Raw genomic sequence first — 19,333 nt, forward strand, 5'->3', positions numbered from 1 at the left:
ATGCCTACCTTTACCCTGTGTTTTAATGGTATTACCCTCTTTATCAATTGTTTCATAGCCCTGAATTACGGTTGCAACAGGTTTGAATGCAACGTTAAAGTAGATGTCCATTCCGTTACTTATGCCGCCTTGTATACCACCACTATAGTTGGTTTTTGTAGAACCATCTTTATTAAATTGATCGTTGTGTTCACTACCTTTCATCTTAACGCCCTCAAATCCGCTTCCGTATTCAAAACCTTTCACAGCGTTAATGGATAACATTGCCTTGCCTAATTCAGCATGAAGCTTATCAAAAACGGGTTCTCCTAAACCAATCGGTACATTTTTGGCAACACAGGTAATAATTCCACCAATGGTATCTCCATCTTTTTTAATGGACTTGATATAATCCTCCATTTTTAAAGCCATTTCTGGATCAGGGCAACGAACAGCATTAGATTCTGTTAATGACAAATCTAGTTCGGTATAATGCTTACCCAAACTCATATCCCCAACTTGAGATACAAAAGCCTGAATCTCTATACCTTTTAAAAACTGTTTTGCAATGGCACCTGCCACTACTCTACTGGCAGTTTCACGTGCAGAACTTCTACCACCACCTCGGTAATCTCTAAATCCATATTTCTTATCATATACGTAGTCTGCATGTGATGGTCTATAAGAATCTTTTATATGCCCGTAATCTTTAGATTTTTGATTGGTGTTATGAATTGCAAATCCAATTGGGGTTCCCGTAGTTTTTCCCTCAAAAATTCCCGAATAAAATTCTACTTCATCTGGTTCTTTTCGTTGGGTAACAATAGCAGACTGACCTGGCTTACGACGATTTAGATCATTCTGTATGGCATCAAAATCTAACGCTATCTCTGACGGACAGCCATCTATAACTCCACCAATTGCCTTTCCATGTGATTCTCCAAAAGTGCTTACCCTAAATATATTCCCAAAGGTATTTCCGGCCATAATACGTACGTTCTAATATGATATAATGCAGTTTGTAAAACTTACAATTCAACTGACATCAAAGGTAAATGTTAAATGCTGGAAAGAAAAATTTAAAAAGCGCTTAATATTAGCTTAATCTTACTCTTTTGTGATAATGATTATTTAACCTTATGATTAAAAATTGTTGACCAAGTAAGTAGCTGTCACGTATGTCTTTAGGTTTAATTTTGCCTTAAAAATTATCCCCTTGAAAAAACGCCGTCTTGAAATAGCTGTTTTATCAGATGTTCATTTAGGTTCATATGCATGTCATGCAGAAGAATTATTGACCTATCTATCTAGCATAGACCCAAAAATTCTTATTCTAAATGGTGATATACTTGACGCAAATAAAATGCGTAACAACTACTTTCCTCCTTCTCATTTAAAAGTAGTAAAGAAGATATTCTCCTTGGCTGCCAAGGGTACCGTTGTTCATTATATTACAGGCAATCGTGATGAGCCTTTTCGTAAGATTGACGAACTTTATATGGGAGCAATACAGGTATCCAATAGACTTACATTAAAACTTAATGGAAAAAACACACTATTCTTTCATGGTGATATTTTTGATTTTTCATTTCGTCACTCACAATGGCTACTAAATTTTGGAGGAGCAGGTTTTGACATTTTACTAAAACTTGCAAAACTTAAAACTAAAGCGTTGAAATTATTTGGAAAGAAAAACAAACCATTTTCTAATCCAGATTTAGAACATGGTAATCGTGACCCTGAACAAATTGCCCTATTTGAAAAGAACGTAGCCAAAATGGCTATTAAACAGCATTATGACCATGTAGTATGTGGACATAGCCATGCACCGAACAAACAACTTTTTGAAACAATAAAGGGAGAATGCCTATATCTAAATTCCGGAGATTGGGTAAAACATATGACAGCCCTTGAATATTCTTTTAAACGTTGGAAACTCTACCGCTATGAAAATGACAAGCTAGCTTCATTTTATATGGATGAGGAACTTAAGTCTATGGACATGAACGAACTCATTGCCACCATAACCGATCGTAAAGAAAGAAAACTAAAGAATAAGAAAGAGAAAGGCGGACTAACAGATTAATAATTACACCAACGCTTCTTTCAATATACTTACCGGATGTTTTGCTATTCTCTTAGTACCATCAAATATTTGATGTCTACAACTAGTACCATTGGCTGCAATTATTGTTTCTGCGGATGATTTATTAACTGCAGGGAATAATTTTAATGACCCAATTTTCATACTGGTTTCATAGTGCTCTTCTTCGTAACCAAAAGAACCGGCCATACCACAACAACCAGATGCTATAATGGTAACCTTATAGTTTCTGGGTAGATTCAAAACATCAAAAGTTACTTTTTGATTACTCAATGCTTTTTGATGGCAATGATTGTGAATTTTTATATCTCTAGCTTCATCCGTAAAATCAGACGAGCTTAAATTACCATCAGCTATCTCTTGTGCTAAAAACTCTTCAATTAAAAATGAGTTATTAGCTATTTTCTGCGCTGTCTCTTTATCAGCTGTCATACGCTTGTATTCATCTCTAAAAGATAAAATGGCCGACGGCTCCAAACCTAAAACAGGTAAACCTGCATCTGCAAACTTCTTCAATTCGTTTACATTCTTAACCGCCAATTTTTGAGCTTGTTTTAAAAAGCCTTTAGACAGGAAAGTTCTTCCACTTTCCGCATAATACAATTCTACATCATACCCAAGAGCGGTTAATAGCTCAATAGCATCTTTACCTACCTCTATATCTAAATATTTGGTAAATTCATCAATAAACAAGACAACTTTACTCTTCAACTTAGTATTTTGATTACTAGATTTTTGAAGATGTTTATTGAAATTGAAACTATAAACTTTTGGTAAACTTCTTTCTTTTGCAACCCCGCTAGTTTTTTTCAGCAAACCTCCAAAAAATTTAGAGTCGTACATAGCATTCGTAAGTCCAGAAACCTTACTTCCCAATCCATTTAGCTTGGTGTTATACGCAAACAACTTACCCCTTAAAGAGTAACCATTAGCCTCTTGATATTGATATAAGAATTCTGCTTTTAAAGTAGATACATCTACATTACTTGGACACTCACTTGCACAGGCCTTACAACTTAAGCAAAGATCAAATGCTTCTTTAATTTCAGGACTATCGAAACTATTTTTAGCATCACTAATTGGGTTCGTTAAAAACTCTCTTAATGTATTTGCCCTACCTCTAGTAGTATCTTTTTCATTTTTGGTAGCATGGTAGCTAGGGCACATACCACCGTTCATATGGTGTGTTTTTCTACAATCACCACTTCCATTACACTTTTCTGCAGCTTTGAGTATACCCTCACTATCAGAAAAATCTAGTAATGTTTTAATCTCTGGCTCTTTGCGGTCTACTTCATATCTAAATGACTTATCCATTGGGTAAGCATCTACTATTTTTCCTGGATTAAAAATACCATTTGGATCAAAGTACGACTTAATCCTTCTCAATAGCTGGTAATTATTATCACCGATCATTATGGGTATAAACTCTGCACGCACAATGCCATCACCGTGCTCACCACTAAAAGAGCCTCTGTATTTTTTTGTAAGTCTGGCAACGTCTGTTGTAATATCCCTAAAAAGACCTACATCGCTAGATTTCTTAAGATTCAATATTGGACGCAAGTGCAATTCACCCGCTCCTGCATGGGCATAATACACTGCATTTTGCCCGTAACCTTTCATAATAACGGAAAATTCTGCAATGAAATCCTTTAAATCTGGCAAGGCTACCGCAGTATCTTCTATACAAGCTACAGCCTTCATATCCCCTACAATATTACCTAACAAGCCCAGACCTGCTTTACGCAATTCTATTGCTTTGGGTATTTGATTTCCATATAATACAGGATTAGCATAACTAAGCCCAGATTTAGCTATGGTTTGTTGTAACGAGGCCACAGCTTCGTTTAACTCTATTTCTGTATGCGCCGATACTTGTAACATTAATAACGCAGCTGGATCACCTTCTACAAAAAACCGATTAGCCAATTGCGCACGGTTATTTTTGGTACAATCTAAAATAACCTTATCCATCATTTCACACAATTGTAGCGGGTGTTCCATTACCGGAACCACATCCATCAAACAATCTTCTAAAGACGTATAATGAGTAACCACCATTGCCGATAATGCTGGTGGAAGGTCATCTAATTGAACAGTAATTTCAGTAGTAAAAGCCAGTGTTCCCTCACTACCACATAGCAATTCTGCCATATTGAAATAAGGCAATTCACCACCTAACATATCTGATTTCAACAATTCATCTACCGCATAACCAGTACTTCTTCTATGAATTTCAGGCTTTGGAAAATGCTCTTTTATTTCAGATGCTATGTTACTATCATTAAGCTCATTAAATATACTATTATAAAGAGATGCTTCAAATGATTTTTCTTGTTGTTTTTGCTTAAATTCAGCTGTAGTCATTCTACCAAATACGGCTTCACTACCATCTGAAAGAATGGTTTTCATTGAAATAACCTTATCTCTTGTTACCCCATATTGAATAGATGTGGTACCAGAAGAATTATTGCCCACCATACCGCCGATCATACATCTATTTGAAGTTGATGTATTAGGCCCGAAGAACAAACCATATGGTTTTAAATATTGATTTAACTCATCTCTAATTACACCTGGCTGAACGGTTACCTGTTTCTTTTCTTGATCTAGGCTTATGATTTCTGTAAAATGCTTTGATACATCTACCACCAAACCATCGCCCACACATTGTCCAGCCAAGGAAGTACCTGCCGTTCTAGGTATGAGTCCTATTTTTTCATTGTTGGCAAATTGTATAATTTTTTTGATATCCTCAACACTTTTTGGGAAAGCGGCACCTAAAGGTATTTTTCTATACACAGACGCATCTGTAGCATAAATAGTCTTGGTAAGATTATCAAATCGTACATCTCCCTCTATATCTTGTCGTAACTTTGACAGTGAATTATTATCCAACGTAACACAATTTTGATTGCTAAATTAAGTTTTATTGTGTGAGCAACATTACAAATTGGCTCATTTTTCATCACAAAAAAGAATAACTATATGAAGATTTTAAAAGGTATTACCGTATTGATTTTTATGGCAACCTGTTCGCTATCCGCACAAGAAATATCTAATCATGCCCTAGGATTACGATTAGGAGACAGTGACGGATTTGGAGCTGAAGTCAGTTATCAAAAATCATTGACACGTGACACTAGAATGGAATTTGACCTAGGATGGAGAGACAGTAGAAATTTTAACGCATTCAAAATTGCAGGCCTATATCAATGGGTAAGACCAATTGAGGGTAATTTTCAATGGTATTATGGCGTTGGTGGCGGATTAGGAAGTGTTGACTTCCCCGGAGATGACGGCGGATTGTTTGTATTTGCCGCTGGTGACGTTGGTATTGAGTATAATTTTGACATTCCTTTAGTTCTATCACTAGATTTTAGACCAGAATTAGGAGTAGTAGGTTATGATGGCTTCTCTGATAATTTTGATTTTGATATTGGACTAGGTATACGCTATCAATTTTAAGTTTAACTATTACATTATTAAAAAGACCTTTAACCATTGCGTTAAGGGTCTTTTTTTATATCCTATATATAAGTACATTTGTAACTTAATCTAAGTGAAATTTATGAAAAATAGTATTTTAATACTGCTTGCAGGAGTCTTATTGTTCAGCTGCAACTCAAAACCAGAAAGCTTTACTTTAAACGGTAAGTTGAGAGGCGAATTGACAGATGGCACTCGTGTTTTCTTGAAGAAAATAGGAGAAAACAATCAACCAATGGAAGTGGACACCGCTACAACTACAAATGGCGAGTTTACTTTTACCGGTAAATCTGATATTCCTGAACTTCACTATATTTTTGTTGAACAATTACCAGGTTACACTGCCGTAATTCTAGAAAACGGAGAAATACAATTTAACGCACAAAGAGATAGTATGGGATTTGCCGATATTAGCGGTACTTTTCAGAATGATACTTTTGCGGACTACATGGAGCAATCAAGAGAAATCTCTCTTCAAGCACAATCTATTCAACAAGATATGAAAGCTGCTTCAGGAGAATCTGCATTAGCATTGCAAGATGAAATGAAAGAACTGCAAGAAGAGTACAAAACCTTTGAGCTTGATTATGTAAAAAGTCACCCTAAAGCATTAATCTCCGCTTTGGTTTTAGATAGAGCTGTTGCAACTAAAGCTGTCGAATTAGAAGAAGCAGAAGAAATTTATTCAACACTTTCCGAAGAAATAAAAAACTCTAAACCTGGTAAACAAATACAAGAAGGTATAGAAAAATTAAAGGCTTCTGAAGAAGCTGGTAAAAATTCAAGCATTGGCGCTAAAGCTCCTGAATTCTCAGGACCTAGTCCCGATGGAACTGAACTTGCTTTGAAAGATGTTATGGGAAAAGTAACTTTAATCGATTTCTGGGCAGGATGGTGCAGACCTTGTAGAGCCGAAAACCCTAATATTGTTGCAGTATACAATAAGTACCATGATAAAGGATTAAATATCTTAGGTGTTTCTTTAGACAGAACTGATGAAGCATGGAAAAGAGCAATTGCAGAAGACGGATTGGCTTGGAATCATATTTCTAACATTGCATATTTTGACGATCAAATTGCTAAACTATATAACGTTGACGCTATACCTGCTGCATTCTTATTGGATGAAAACGGAGTTATCGTTGCTAAAAATCTAAGAGGACCAGCGCTAGAGGCTAAGGTTGCCGAGCTACTGAACTAAACCTTATATCACAAAATAAAAAAGCCCGAGCAGTAAATGTTCGGGCTTTTTTAATATGTTTTAAATTGTTCGATTAGAATGAACCTCTAACATCTCTAAAGGACCCTTCAACCGTAGTATTGGCTCCTCGGTTTACCTTACCAAAGATATTTACCACAGAATCATCTCCTATAAACTCTATAGTTGAACCTTCATTAAGATTTAGATCACCATAAATAGTTAAATTACCTTCTACCCTTAATGTTGCTCCAGAATTGATCGATACATTTCTTTGCCTGTTATTTCTACCAATAACCAACGTTCCATTCATTTCAAACAAGCCATCGGTATTTAAATTAACACCATCCTGTACTGTCCATGAGCCACAAAGCAGTAAATTACCCCCAATGTTCATATTATTGAATCTTTTTGACCCTCTATATGCAAAATCATCACCGCTGTTCACGTTTAGATTTGCACTACCAGAATAGCTCTGTAATTCAGAACAACGTTCAGCCAAGCTTTCACTAGGTCTGTTAAGTTTAATAATCTGAAAACCTGATTTACCAGATGCAGCAAAAACATAATCTCCTTTTGTAGCTATATAGTTTATTGAACCTGTTAACTCAATTACACCAACACCTAATGTAGTATTTTCGTTAGTTTCTGAAAGACTTAATCCGCCAGCACCATTTGCCATTAACAACACATTTTCGTTCACCGCTACACCGTTAGTAACAATTTCACCTGGTTCAGCATTTTCCGGACTTGTTAAAATTGGCAAGTATTCTACAAAGCTGCCTGAAGTTGCGTTATACACACCGGCTCCTTTAGTTCCTTCCGAAACAACTATATTTTCATTTAAGAAATCTAATGTACGTTTAGCATCTATTCCGAAATCGGAATCAATAGCTATACTACGGGTAATGTTCAAATTTTGATCCAAAAAGTTTACGCCTTGTGCCGCATCTAAAACAGCTATTTCATTACCATTATAAGCTACAGAACGTAAATCTGAAAAAGCAGATTCGTTCAATACACTTAAATCGTTTTTGTCATAAATAACCACAAAGCCATCCTGTCCGCTAGTTACCACCACTTTATTATCTATTATACGCACATCCGTAGCATTAAATCCTTCTTGAAAACCATAAGTAATGCTAGATGTGTTCATTCTACCACCACTTACTGCAATTTTAGCAACCAAAGAATTAGCCGTAGCCGTTACCGATTGCTCTGCATCTACACCACCTGCAACATAAACATAACCATTATCATAGGCAATAGAATTTAAATCTGCATTTGTATAATAAACTCGTGAGGTTACCTTTGGGCTTGTTGGATCACTAATATCAATAACATCAATAGCACCAACATAGTCTTGACCAACTGTATTATAGGAGACATAACCATAATCACCATCTAATGCTACGTGGGTAGCAGCTAAATTCTCTCCGTTGGTAAAAGTTGGTGGTTCAATTTGCGCAACTAGCGAAAGCGGATAATCCCCAGCTTCTTCTTCATCTTTTCCTGTGAGACTTGATCTTTTTGCACTGGCTATTGGATCTTCAAAAATATCCAAGACACCCGCACGCTCAAAGCTAACGCTGTTATCTAGCTTAGATTGATCGGTTTCACTCACTAAATTATCTTCAGGATTTTCAAAAACAGTAGTTTCATCACTACAACTTGCTATAAATAAAGACGCAGTTACAGCTGTAAAACATACTTTTCTTACAGATAGGGGTAATTTCATTTTGATCGGGTTTTTTGCAATAACGACCCGACCTTTGCGATTGTTGTCTATACACAGGGAAATACGATGAAATACACTTTATTAGGGTAAATCATACACTTTATCCATAAAATATTGTAGAGTAGCTTAAATCTTACCCATTTTTTCTAGAACCAACAACAATACAATTGGCAATGCCAGTAAGCCCACCATAAGGGTATCTGTCTGTAACAAACTCGGCATAAATAAAAGTGTGGTCAAATAGCCACCTATTGCCCCACCGAAATGTGCAGTATGACCAATGTTACCCAATCTTTTCTTCATACCGTAAATTGAATACAATAGATAACCAATACCCACAACATATGCAGGGACAGGAATTGGAATAAACATAATACCTAATCTCATATTTGGCTGAAGAAGAATTGCCGAATACAAAATACCGGTTACTGCACCACTGGCACCAACTGCAGAATAATATGGTTCATCTTTATGAAAACTCAAAGCCAACAAGCTACCTCCTAACAGGCTTACGGCATAAATGATTAGAAATTTTGTAGTATCAAACCAATTAATTACAACCCCTGCGAAGAAATATAAGGTTAACATATTAAAAAGCAAATGAGAAATGTCTACATGCAAAAAACCTGAGGTTGCCATACGGTCTTTTTGCCCTGCCTTAATAGCACCAATACTAAATTTATATCGTTCAAAAAATGTAGTATCATTGAATCCCTTCATTGACACTAATACATTTGCCGCTATTATTGCTATTGTCGCTATATCAATGTTGTACATTATCTGCCCTTTATTTGGCGTCAAATATAACTATATTTGTCCATAATTTTTTTGAGAATGCAACTATTGGCCTTTGTTTTAATCTATCCATTTTTATGGGTCGTTTCTATTTTGCCACATCGTCTATTTTATGGCTTATCTGATATTGCCTGTTTCTTTATATATCGTGTTTTTGGATACCGAAGAAAAGTGGTTCAAGAGAACCTGAATTTGGTCTTCCCGGACAAGACAAAGGAAGAAATTCACCGTATTGAAAAGGATTTCTACAAACACCTTTGCGATATGTTCTTAGAAATGGTAAAAACCATGAATTTAAGTAAAGAGGCGGTCGCTAAAAAGTACCAACTTGTTAACCCAGAAGTTTTATTGGAAATAGAAAAAGAACGCAGTATTATAATTTTATGTGCTCATTATGCCAATTGGGAATGGAATGTAAGTATCAATAATTACGTGAACTCTAAAGGATATGCCGTTTATCAAAAAATAAATAATTCTTATTTTGATAAATTCATTAGAAAAGTAAGAGCCCGATGGAACACCACATTAATAACACAAGCCCAAACCGCTAAAACGGTTATTAAGAATTACAGAAATAATATACGATCAACTTATGGTATGGTCAGTGACCAATCTCCACAGGCACACAAAGCACATTATTGGACGGACTTCATGGGCATTACCGTTCCAATTTTTAACGGCGGAGAAGCTTTGGCTCGCAAAACAGGTTTAGCAACGGTATTTCTGAAAGTCAGTAAGGTAAAACGCGGTCACTACAAAGCAGAATTTATTCCAATAGCCGTAAACAGCAAAGAGACTGAAGAGCATGAAATTACAAATACTTTCTTAAGGCTCACAGAAGAACAAATAAGAGAAAAACCAGCATATTACCTTTGGACTCACAAACGCTGGAAGCACAGAGGCAAAAAACCCGCCGCATTTGCAGAAGTAAATTAATATTATAAAACAAAAAGCCGAAAGCAGTTGAACTACTTTCGGCTTTTTTTTATTGACAAGGCTCGGTAATTACAAACCTGCAATCGCTTTTATCTCACCAATAATTCTATCTGCAAGACCATCAGCCTCTGTTTGACTTTTAGCTTCCGTATAAATTCTAATTATAGGTTCTGTATTCGATTTTCGAAGATGTACCCAGTTTTCTGCAAAGTCAACCTTTACACCATCAATCGTAGAAATTTCTTCATCGGCATATTTTTCTGCCATGGACTTCAAAATTCCGTCAACATCTAAACCTGGAGTCAACTGAATCTTCTTTTTACTCATAAAATAACTTGGATAGCTAGCTCTTAGCTCAGCAACCGTACCTCCTTTTTCTGCCATCAACATTAAAAACAAAGCCGTACCAACCAATGAGTCACGACCATAATGACTTTCAGGGTATATGATACCACCGTTACCTTCACCACCAATAACCGCATTATTGACTTTCATTTTAGTAACAACATTAACTTCTCCAACAGCTGCAGCTTCATAGGTACCACCATGCTTTTGAGTAATATCACGTAAAGCACGAGAAGATGACAAGTTAGAAACGGTATTACCTTTTGTTTTTCCTAATACATAATCTGCACAGGCAACCAAAGTATACTCCTCACCGAACATTTCACCATCATTACTTATAAATGCCAAACGATCCACATCTGGATCTACTACGATACCGAAATCAGCTTTTTCTTCAACAACTAAATCGCAAATATCTTTTAAGTGCTCTTTTAAAGGCTCTGGATTATGTGGAAAATGTCCTGTTGGTTTACAGTACAACTCCACTACATCTACACCAAATTCTTTTAATAGTTTTGGTATGGCTATACCGCCAGTAGAATTTACACCATCAACAACAACTTTAAACTTTGCTTTCTTTACCACTTCAGCATCTACCAAAGAAAGGTTTAAAACTTCATCTATATGTATATCAATATAACTGTCATTTTTGTTAATAACACCAAGATCATCAACATCAGAAAAATCAAAATCTTCTTTTTCTGCGATTTCCAAAATTTTAGCTCCCTGAGCTGCATCTAAAAATTCTCCTTTCTCATTTAAGAGTTTAAGCGCATTCCATTGCTTAGGGTTATGGCTTGCCGTTAAGATAATTCCACCATCTGCGTTTTCCATGGGTACCGCTATCTCAACAGTTGGCGTTGTGGACAAATCTAAATCTACCACATCTATTCCCAAACCTACCAAAGTAGAAACTACAAGGTTTTGAATCATCTCGCCAGACAAACGTGCATCACGACCAATAACAACTTTTAACTTCTCCTTTTTAGAATAGTCTTTCAACCATATCCCGTAAGAAGCAGCAAATTTTACAGCATCAATCGGTGTTAGATTGTCTCCTGGCTTTCCTCCAATAGTACCTCGAATTCCTGAAATAGATTTTATTAGTGTCATATAATCTTAATAAGTTTTTTGCAAATATAAACGTATCATACTTATCACTATTGCCCTTCTTTGTAAATTCGAACTACTAAGCATAATTTAGGCGAATGAATTTTTTAGCTCATATTTATCTTTCTTTTAACGATAAAGAAATTACTATAGGAAACTTTATAGCAGATAGTATACGTGCCAACAAGTTTGATCACCTACCAATCAAGGTACAAAAAGGCATAAAACTGCATCGTCATATAGATACCTATACAGACACGCACCCAATACCTAAAATTAGCAGCAAGCGCTTACATGCCAATTACAGTCATTACAGTAGGGTGATTGTTGACATTTATTACGATCACTTTTTAGCTAAAAACTGGTCGAAATATTCTGACACACCATTAGATGTTTTTGTGGATCAGTTTTATGACCTTCTAGAAGACAATTACGAGATACTACCTATAGGTGTCAAAAAAATGATGCCCTATATGATTACCGACAATTGGATTTTCAACTACTCTAAAATGGATGGAATTGCTCGTGTACTGAACGGTATGAATCGTAGAACCAACAATAAATCTAAAATGAATTTTGCCATTCTAGACCTTGAAGAACACTATGAAGCCTTTGAAGCAGAATTTACAGAGTTCTTTGAAGAACTTATTACTTTTTCAAAACAAAAATACACTTCTCTCATATTTATGAAATAATCATTAATTACCTATAACCAATATTTTAAACTTATTTATATAAATAATTAAATTAACTAACTATGAACCAAACTAAATTGATATTCATGCTAGCTGCATTTGTAATTTTAGGCAGTTGCAAAGAGAATCCTGCTGCACCCACAGGAACGGTTACCGATAAAGCAATGGTTGTTTCGGCACGTGAAGAAGCTTCTAAAATAGGTAGTGATATTATGGAAAAAGGTGGCAACGCTTTTGATGCTATGGTAGCCACAGAAATGGCTTTGGTTGTCGCATATCCGTTTGCAGGAAATCTTGGCGGTGGCGGATTTATGGTATATAGAAAAGCAGATGGTGAAGTTGGCGCTCTAGATTATAGAGAGAAAGCTCCTTTATCAGCTCATAAAGACATGTATTTAGATTCATTGGGCAATGTGATTCCCGGTAAAAGTACTGTAGGCGCAACCGCTGTAGGAGTTCCAGGAACAGTTGCCGGTATTATTGAAGTGCATAAAAAATTTGGATCTCTACCCTTAGAAGAAATTATGGCTCCGGTTATTGCTCTAGCAGAACGTGGCGTTGTCGTTACCGCTAATCAAGAAAAGCGATTAGCCAGTCAACGAGATAAGTTTATTGAAGTGAACAGTGACAGCACAAAGTTCGCCACTGTATTCAAAACCAATGACACCATTAAATACCCTGCATTGGCAAATACATTTAGAAGTATTGCAAAAAATGGTAGAGACGGATTCTACAAAGGTGAAGTTGCCCAAAAACTTGCAGCATTTATTCAAGATAATGGTGGTTATATTACTGAAGAGGATTTAGAAAAATACCAGGCGGTATGGAGAGACCCAATTACTTTTGATTACAGGGATTTACACATCATTTCTATGAGTCCGCCTAGCAGTGGCGGCGTAACCATCAATCAAATATTCAAGATGATGGAAAAGCATGACGTTGCTAAACTGGGTCATAATTCCCCAAAAATGGTGCAATTATTTACCGAAGCCTCTAGAAGAGCTTATGCTGATAGAAATTACTTTCTAGGTGATCCTGACTTTGTTGAAATTCCATATGACAAATTATTAAGTGATGACTACCTAGCCGAAAGAATGGCTAATTTCTCTTTTGAAAAGGCAACAAAATCTTCTGAGGTTGAACATGGAAATATAGAAATCGTAGAAAGTATGGAAACTACCCACTACTCTATTGTAGATCAGGAAGGCAATGCTATATCGGTTACTACAACACTTAACGGTGCTTATGGCTCAAAACTATATTCTGATGAACTTGGCTTCTTTTTAAACAATGAAATGGATGATTTTAGCTCTAAAGCAGGTGTACCCAATATGTTTGGACTTGTTGGTGCCGAGGCAAATAGTATTGCCGCTGAGAAAAGAATGTTGAGTAGTATGACCCCAACAATCGTTGAACGTGACGGGAAATTGTGGATGGTTGTTGGTACCCCAGGAGGATCTACAATTATTACCGCCGTGGCACAAACCATTTTAAACGGTTATGAGTTTAAAATGAGTATGCAAGAAGCGGTTAACGCCCCCCGTTTTCACCACCAATGGTTACCTGATATGGTAATTTTTGAACCGGACGGATTTCCTTCTACTTTAAAAGAAGAGCTAAAAACTAAAGGGTATATAATTAACGAAGAAAGAACTCCTATAATTGGTAAAGTAGATGCTATTCGTATTCTTAATAACGGTAAACTTGAAGGTGGTGCCGACAAACGTGGCGATGATGCTGCTGTTGGCTTTTAATCAAATTTCCAATAAATTTAATTTTAACTTTTTTAGTAAATTACAACATTTTACTAATTAATTATTTAAAGGTACTATGTTAAATAAATTGTTTAAATTATTAGGTATACTTATTTTATTGGCTGCTATAGGTTACGGTATCTTATATTACCTCTATAACGAACCTATACCTGTAGGAGAATCTGGACCAGAAGCAGACGCTTTAGCATACAGAATGTTCGATGCCTTAAATTATAAGAATTACAATAATACTAAGGTTTTAGAATGGTCTTTTCGTGGTGACCACAATTACAAATGGGACAGAGAAAAAGAAATAGTTACCGTTTCTTGGGGTGATACTGTGGTATATCTAGATTTGATAACCCCATCCTCTAGTACTGCTACAATCAATAATGAATCCGCATCTTATGAAAAAACACAAGACCTAATTGAAAAAGCACAAAGCTATTTCAATAATGATTCTTTTTGGCTTGTAGCTCCTTTTAAGGCATTTGATCAGGGAACCGAGCGTTACTTAGTAGAAATGGAAGATGGATCAGAAGCATTATTGGTAACATACACCCTTGGCGGAGATACCCCAGGCGATTCTTATATGTGGATTATTGAGCCTAGTGGAAGACCTAAAAGTTTTAAACTGTGGACTAAAATCATCCCTATCGGTGGTGTAGAAGCTACTTGGGAAGAATGGGTTAAAACAGAAAGCGGAGTCTTTTTACCAACACAGCATAAATTGGGTCCGCTCTCAATTTCAATGGGTGAAGTTAGCGGGTATTAACCATCTATTTACTCTTAAAATTAAAATATAATATTGTCAATACAGTTATATAAATTCACCAACAGAAAACTATTTCATGCAAGACTATAAATTTCCTTTAGATTTTACATTTCATATTGGTACACTATCCAATGATTTTTCAGCCGTAGATGCAAACGGCAAAATGGTGGCTTATGTAAAGCAAAAGCTATTTAAATTTAAGGAGAATGTAGGTGTCTATGAAAATGACAGTAAAACTAAATTACTGTACAATATAAAAGCAGATAGATGGATTGATTTTTCTGCATGCTATTCTTTTTCTGACACCACCGGTAAGGAATTTGGAAAAATTGGACGTAAAGGATGGGCTTCTTTATGGAAAGCACATTATGAAGTGTTTGATCAAAACAAACAGTTAAAATATACCATAAGAGAAGAAAATGCTTGGGTTAAAGTAATGGATGGTCTAGTTGGCCAAATTCCTATTATTAATCTATTTACAGGCTTATTTCTAAATCCGGCTTACTTGGTTATCAATGGAAATAATGAGACAGTAGTACGCTTATCCAAGGAAAAATCTTTGGTTGGTCGTCGCTTTAAAGTAAGTGAAGTCAAAAAACTAAACGGAAATGACGATGATATCATCATTCTAAGTTTAATGATGATGGTGCTGCTTGAACGAAGAAAAGGCTAGGATTCTGTAAAACTGTATTTACTTATGAGATTAGTCCATTCTAAGATTTCTATTTTGTCAAGAAATCAATTAGTAATGCACGCATCTAGTTCTACATTTACTTTCGAAAGCTTGAATACATAAAACTTTATACCGGGTTTTTGTGGCACCTGCTACCTCCCCACCCCTAAATGCAACTAAAACATTCATTAGTTGATAAAAAATATCTAAAAGCTATAATTCTTATTGGTACATAAATATATAAGAGTCAATCAAATAAAAGACCCAAAACTGTAACTTTTTCACATACTGTGAAAAAATCCTATTTCTAACAGTTGTTATTGACAGATGCTCTTAATTATTAAAAATGAAGTAATTTTAAGTACTTAAATCATTTTAGAATATGGATATAAAGTTAATTACGTTAAACGAAGTCACCTCTGAACTACAATCTCAATTGACCGAATTATATAAACAACTGAATTCAGAATTAACCCAATTAGACATAGCATCAGCATTATCGGATTACAACACTACTGAAGTTGTAGTTTGTTTGGATAATGAAAAATTAGTAGGTATTGCTATGATGGCGAAATACAAGGTAGTATCTGGACACAAAGGTATGATAGAAGATGTTGTTGTATCCTCTGATTATAGAGGTCAAGGCATTGGCAGAAAATTAATGGAAAAACTTTTAGAACAGGCTGAAGCATCAAAACTTGATGATGTATTACTATTTAGTGGACACCATAGAACTGCAGCAATTTCACTCTACAAAAGCTTAGGGTTCCAACTTAAAGAAAGCGGAATGTATATCAAAAAGTATTAAATCTATACTTTAATTAACTTTCTTAACGTGCTGTAATTGATTTTTTAACTCTTTCATAGATTCTTGTAACTGACGTAAGAGTCCGCTATCAGTAGTTGCATCTACATTAAATGTAATTTTACTACTTACTTCCCAAATTTCTTGAATCTGAAATGGCTTTATATCATAAGGTGGATATGTTTCATTCAAAGAGATCAACGTTACATTATTTGAATTGGGTCTTTTCTCTACTTTTTTCACCATTATAGAATCTTGCAAAACTACAACGTACATTTTATTAGCGCTAACGTAATCAATATGTTCAATTGCTCTTGCTAAAACCCACTCACCTGGATGCAAATTAGGCAACATACTATCCCCCTCAACTTGAAAACCACGATAGGTTGCATTTCTAAACTCTGGGATAGGTAAATCAAAAGCAGGTAATTGCTGATACCAACTGGTATCAGAGATATTTTGCGGATAACCTGCAGCGGCTTTTGCGTTTACCAGAACCATGTTATCACGGTTAGCAGAATCTACCGTTACTACTTTAGGTATTACACTTGTCTTTGAAGTCTCTAAATATTGCTCTTCACTTTCTCCAAACAACCACAACGGATTAATCTTGAACTGCTTTAGCAATTCTGACACCACTTTTCCCGATAATTTGGTTCTACCTCTTTCTATATCAGCAGTAGTACTAGAAACACCTATTAAAGCCGCAAAATCTGACTGGGTGTACCCAAGTTCTCTTCGTAAATCTGTAAATCGTTTCAAGGTCAATTCGTTCTCCATAGTAATAGTGTGGTATCAATCAAGCACTTAACGTTCTCGATACATCAAATATAGTGAATATGGATTATATCCAAAAAATAATTTGGATTATTTCCATAATTAGGAATTATTCCATAATTTTGGATTAATTACAAAAACCTATGGATTTTAACCGAATAAAAGAAAAATTAAATATTTTGGCAGATGCAGCCAAATATGACGTGTCTTGTTCAAGTAGCGGCAGTAACCGTAAGAACAAGGATAATGGTCTAGGAGACACAGGTAATGGAATTTGCCACACCTATACTGAAGACGGTCGTTGTGTTTCTTTATTAAAGATTCTACTGACTAATCATTGCATATTTGACTGCGCCTATTGTGTTACCCGTAAAAGTAACGATATACAAAGAGCCGCCTTCAAAATACAAGAGGTTGTAGATTTAACTATCAATTTTTACAGAAGAAATTACATAGAAGGTCTTTTTTTAAGTTCAGGTATTTTTAAAAGTCCCGACCATACTATGGAACGTTTAATCGCAGTTGCCAAAAAGCTTAGGGAAGAAGAAAATTTCAATGGTTACATTCATTTAAAGTCCATACCTGGTGCAAGTGATGAACTAATGTATGAGGCCGGATTATATGCGGACCGTTTATCGGTAAACATTGAAATCCCCACTATATCCGGTCTTAAACTATTAGCTCCAGATAAAAAACATGAAGATTTTATTAAACCTATGCAAAAGGTAAAAGATGAAATCATAAGATATTCTGAAGAACGTAAAATCATAAAAAGTACAGCTAAGTATGCCCCTGCTGGTCAAAGTACACAGATGATAGTTGGAGCCACAGGAGAAAGTGACAAAGACATTATGTATTCTGCAACCCACTTTTATAAGAATTACAAAATGAAACGCGTGTATTATTCTGGTTATGTACCTATTTCTACAGATAGCAGATTGCCTTCTTTAGGATCTGAAGTTCCAATGCTCAGAGAAAACCGATTATACCAAACAGATTGGCTACTTCGCTTTTACGGTTTTAACGTAAATGAAATCTTGGATGCAGATAATCCTAATTTAGATATGGATATTGACCCAAAATTAATGTGGGCTCTTAGAAATTTAAATCATTTCCCAGTAGATATAAATAAAGCAGAACCAAGAATGCTAGCTAGAATACCGGGCATAGGAATGGGCTCTGTCCATAAAATAATTAGTGGCAGAAAATACCGTAGTTTAAATTGGGAACATTTGAAGAAAATGGGAATAGCACTAAACAGAGCAAAATACTTTATTGTATGTAACTCTTCTGACTGGGAACGTAGAGATTTAGAAGCGTCAAAGATTAAAGGTATGATTTTACAATCACAAAATAGTAAATTTAAAAACCAATTTACCAATCAGTTATCTCTATTTAATTAAATCTAAACTTTATATTATTTAATATTATGAACAATACTGAAAATCCACTACAAAACCATGATTTAACTTTAATAAATGTTGCTATTGAACGTAGTCAAAGTCAGGTTTTAGCCGCTGGATACAAGTGGGTCAATTTTAAAAGTAATATAAAGAAGAAGCTGAAAATAATCAGCAGAAAAGTATTCTTCACCTTTAAAACAATATTATGAATACACAAAAAACATTGGTTTATGATGGAAGTTTCAACGGTTTTTTGACCGCTGTATTTATTGGTTTTGAACAGAAACTCATTCATGCAGATATTCAAAAACAAAGTAAACTACAAAGTGGTCTGTTCACTGAAACCGAAACCATATTTACTAATATTGATAAAGCGCAACGGGTTTGGAAAGGAGTTAGAAACAATAGTAACTCTGCAATTAAAAACATTTATTTTGCATTTCTAAGCGAGCAAAAAGGTACAGAAGCACTTCTCTATAGATATATTAGAAAATTAATGGGTAGTAAATTTTTAGGCACTACTGACTTTAGTGACGATGCAATTTTAAAAATTAATCAGTTAGCACATAAGGTTGGTAGAGAAAAACACAGAATGGAAGCTTTTGTTCGTTTTCAATTAACGAAAGATGATGTTTATTTTGCTAACATTGAACCAGATTACGATGTTTTACCATTAATTTCTAAACATTTTAGAAATAGGTATGCAGATCAACAGTGGATTATTTATGATGTAAAGCGTAAATACGGTATCTAT

At 35.2% G+C, this 19,333-nt stretch carries 17 protein-coding genes; 11 read left to right on the forward strand and 6 right to left on the reverse strand.

What is annotated here, in order from left to right; all coding sequences use genetic code 11:
- On the reverse strand, nucleotides 1–966 hold a 966-nt coding region (gene aroC, locus ABJI11_RS14055; protein WP_348353484.1), incomplete at its 3' end, for a chorismate synthase.
- 229 nt (nucleotides 967–1,195) lie between these two features.
- Between aroC and ABJI11_RS14060 the strand changes: the two genes are divergently transcribed.
- Nucleotides 1,196–2,065, forward strand: a complete 870-nt coding sequence (locus ABJI11_RS14060) for a UDP-2,3-diacylglucosamine diphosphatase (RefSeq protein WP_348353487.1) — start codon at nucleotides 1,196–1,198, stop codon at nucleotides 2,063–2,065.
- A 3-nt stretch (nucleotides 2,066–2,068) separates the two neighbouring features.
- On the opposite strand, the gene ABJI11_RS14065 is transcribed toward ABJI11_RS14060, so the two are convergent.
- A complete protein-coding gene (locus ABJI11_RS14065; protein WP_348353489.1) occupies nucleotides 2,069–4,984 on the reverse strand; it encodes an FAD-linked oxidase C-terminal domain-containing protein in 2,916 nt (971 codons plus the stop codon).
- Nucleotides 4,985–5,074: 90 nt separating this feature from the next.
- Here ABJI11_RS14065 and ABJI11_RS14070 point away from each other — a divergent pair, with 90 nt between their 5' ends.
- Together ABJI11_RS14070 and ABJI11_RS14075 are read left to right on the forward strand one after the other, a co-directional pair.
- Nucleotides 5,075–5,554: a hypothetical protein gene (locus ABJI11_RS14070; protein WP_348353492.1), complete on the forward strand. Its 480-nt coding sequence runs from the start codon at nucleotides 5,075–5,077 to the stop codon at nucleotides 5,552–5,554.
- Between the two features lie 103 nt (nucleotides 5,555–5,657).
- Complete coding sequence (locus ABJI11_RS14075; protein WP_348353495.1) at nucleotides 5,658–6,776, forward strand: TlpA disulfide reductase family protein; 1,119 nt, start codon at nucleotides 5,658–5,660, stop codon at nucleotides 6,774–6,776.
- Nucleotides 6,777–6,849: 73 nt separating this feature from the next.
- On the opposite strand, the gene ABJI11_RS14080 is transcribed toward ABJI11_RS14075, so the two are convergent.
- Nucleotides 6,850–8,511, reverse strand: coding sequence for a hypothetical protein (locus ABJI11_RS14080; RefSeq protein ID WP_348353498.1), 1,662 nt, complete (start codon nucleotides 8,509–8,511; stop codon nucleotides 6,850–6,852).
- A 126-nt stretch (nucleotides 8,512–8,637) separates the two neighbouring features.
- Entirely contained in the window at nucleotides 8,638–9,288 is a 651-nt protein-coding gene (locus tag ABJI11_RS14085; protein WP_348353530.1) for a rhomboid family intramembrane serine protease, read from the reverse strand.
- 36 nt (nucleotides 9,289–9,324) lie between these two features.
- On the opposite strand from ABJI11_RS14085, the gene ABJI11_RS14090 reads away from it, so the two are divergent.
- The gene (locus ABJI11_RS14090; protein WP_348353501.1) at nucleotides 9,325–10,242 is read left to right on the forward strand and encodes a lysophospholipid acyltransferase family protein; all 918 of its coding nucleotides are present in this window, start codon (nucleotides 9,325–9,327) and stop codon (nucleotides 10,240–10,242) included.
- Between the two features lie 69 nt (nucleotides 10,243–10,311).
- Here ABJI11_RS14090 and glmM read toward each other — a convergent pair whose 3' ends face one another.
- Nucleotides 10,312–11,700, reverse strand: a complete 1,389-nt coding sequence (glmM, locus tag ABJI11_RS14095) for a phosphoglucosamine mutase (RefSeq protein ID WP_348353504.1) — start codon at nucleotides 11,698–11,700, stop codon at nucleotides 10,312–10,314.
- 95 nt (nucleotides 11,701–11,795) lie between these two features.
- On the opposite strand from glmM, the gene ABJI11_RS14100 reads away from it, so the two are divergent.
- The 5 genes from ABJI11_RS14100 (at nucleotide 11,796) to ABJI11_RS14120 (ending at nucleotide 16,402) form a co-directional block, all read left to right on the forward strand.
- A complete protein-coding gene (locus ABJI11_RS14100) occupies nucleotides 11,796–12,392 on the forward strand; it encodes an acyl carrier protein phosphodiesterase (protein WP_348353507.1) in 597 nt (198 codons plus the stop codon).
- A 62-nt stretch (nucleotides 12,393–12,454) separates the two neighbouring features.
- Nucleotides 12,455–14,146 carry a gamma-glutamyltransferase gene (ggt, locus tag ABJI11_RS14105; RefSeq protein ID WP_348353510.1) on the forward strand — a complete coding sequence of 564 codons (1,692 nt, stop codon included), beginning with the start codon at nucleotides 12,455–12,457 and terminating at the stop codon, nucleotides 14,144–14,146.
- 88 nt (nucleotides 14,147–14,234) lie between these two features.
- The gene (locus ABJI11_RS14110) at nucleotides 14,235–14,921 is read left to right on the forward strand and encodes a hypothetical protein (RefSeq protein WP_348353513.1); all 687 of its coding nucleotides are present in this window, start codon (nucleotides 14,235–14,237) and stop codon (nucleotides 14,919–14,921) included.
- Nucleotides 14,922–14,997: 76 nt separating this feature from the next.
- Entirely contained in the window at nucleotides 14,998–15,594 is a 597-nt protein-coding gene (locus ABJI11_RS14115) for a hypothetical protein (protein WP_348353515.1), read from the forward strand.
- Between the two features lie 382 nt (nucleotides 15,595–15,976).
- The gene (locus tag ABJI11_RS14120; protein WP_348353518.1) at nucleotides 15,977–16,402 is read left to right on the forward strand and encodes a GNAT family N-acetyltransferase; all 426 of its coding nucleotides are present in this window, start codon (nucleotides 15,977–15,979) and stop codon (nucleotides 16,400–16,402) included.
- A 9-nt stretch (nucleotides 16,403–16,411) separates the two neighbouring features.
- On the opposite strand, the gene ABJI11_RS14125 is transcribed toward ABJI11_RS14120, so the two are convergent.
- Nucleotides 16,412–17,179, reverse strand: a complete 768-nt coding sequence (locus ABJI11_RS14125; protein ID WP_348353521.1) for a S24 family peptidase — start codon at nucleotides 17,177–17,179, stop codon at nucleotides 16,412–16,414.
- Nucleotides 17,180–17,319: 140 nt separating this feature from the next.
- On the opposite strand from ABJI11_RS14125, the gene ABJI11_RS14130 reads away from it, so the two are divergent.
- Both ABJI11_RS14130 and ABJI11_RS14135 read left to right on the forward strand, forming a co-directional pair.
- Complete coding sequence (locus ABJI11_RS14130; protein WP_348353524.1) at nucleotides 17,320–18,579, forward strand: putative DNA modification/repair radical SAM protein; 1,260 nt, start codon at nucleotides 17,320–17,322, stop codon at nucleotides 18,577–18,579.
- 205 nt (nucleotides 18,580–18,784) lie between these two features.
- On the forward strand, nucleotides 18,785–19,333 hold a 549-nt coding region (locus ABJI11_RS14135; protein ID WP_348353527.1), incomplete at its 3' end, for a TIGR03915 family putative DNA repair protein.

Origin of the sequence: Maribacter sp. (assembly GCF_039968975.1) — a bacterium.
Classification (GTDB): Bacteria; Bacteroidota; Bacteroidia; order Flavobacteriales; family Flavobacteriaceae; genus Maribacter.

Coding starts and splice junctions, on each gene's coding strand:
- ABJI11_RS14070 (WP_348353492.1), top strand. CDS start 5,075: ATGAAGATTTTAAAAGGTATTACCGTATTGATTTTTATGGCAACCTGT.
- ABJI11_RS14075 (WP_348353495.1), top strand. CDS start 5,658: ATGAAAAATAGTATTTTAATACTGCTTGCAGGAGTCTTATTGTTCAGC.
- ABJI11_RS14080 (WP_348353498.1), bottom strand. CDS start 8,511: ATGAAATTACCCCTATCTGTAAGAAAAGTATGTTTTACAGCTGTAACT.
- ABJI11_RS14085 (WP_348353530.1), bottom strand. CDS start 9,288: ATGTACAACATTGATATAGCGACAATAGCAATAATAGCGGCAAATGTA.
- glmM (WP_348353504.1), bottom strand. CDS start 11,700: ATGACACTAATAAAATCTATTTCAGGAATTCGAGGTACTATTGGAGGA.
- ABJI11_RS14100 (WP_348353507.1), top strand. CDS start 11,796: ATGAATTTTTTAGCTCATATTTATCTTTCTTTTAACGATAAAGAAATT.
- ggt (WP_348353510.1), top strand. CDS start 12,455: ATGAACCAAACTAAATTGATATTCATGCTAGCTGCATTTGTAATTTTA.
- ABJI11_RS14115 (WP_348353515.1), top strand. CDS start 14,998: ATGCAAGACTATAAATTTCCTTTAGATTTTACATTTCATATTGGTACA.
- ABJI11_RS14120 (WP_348353518.1), top strand. CDS start 15,977: ATGGATATAAAGTTAATTACGTTAAACGAAGTCACCTCTGAACTACAA.
- ABJI11_RS14125 (WP_348353521.1), bottom strand. CDS start 17,179: ATGGAGAACGAATTGACCTTGAAACGATTTACAGATTTACGAAGAGAA.
- ABJI11_RS14130 (WP_348353524.1), top strand. CDS start 17,320: ATGGATTTTAACCGAATAAAAGAAAAATTAAATATTTTGGCAGATGCA.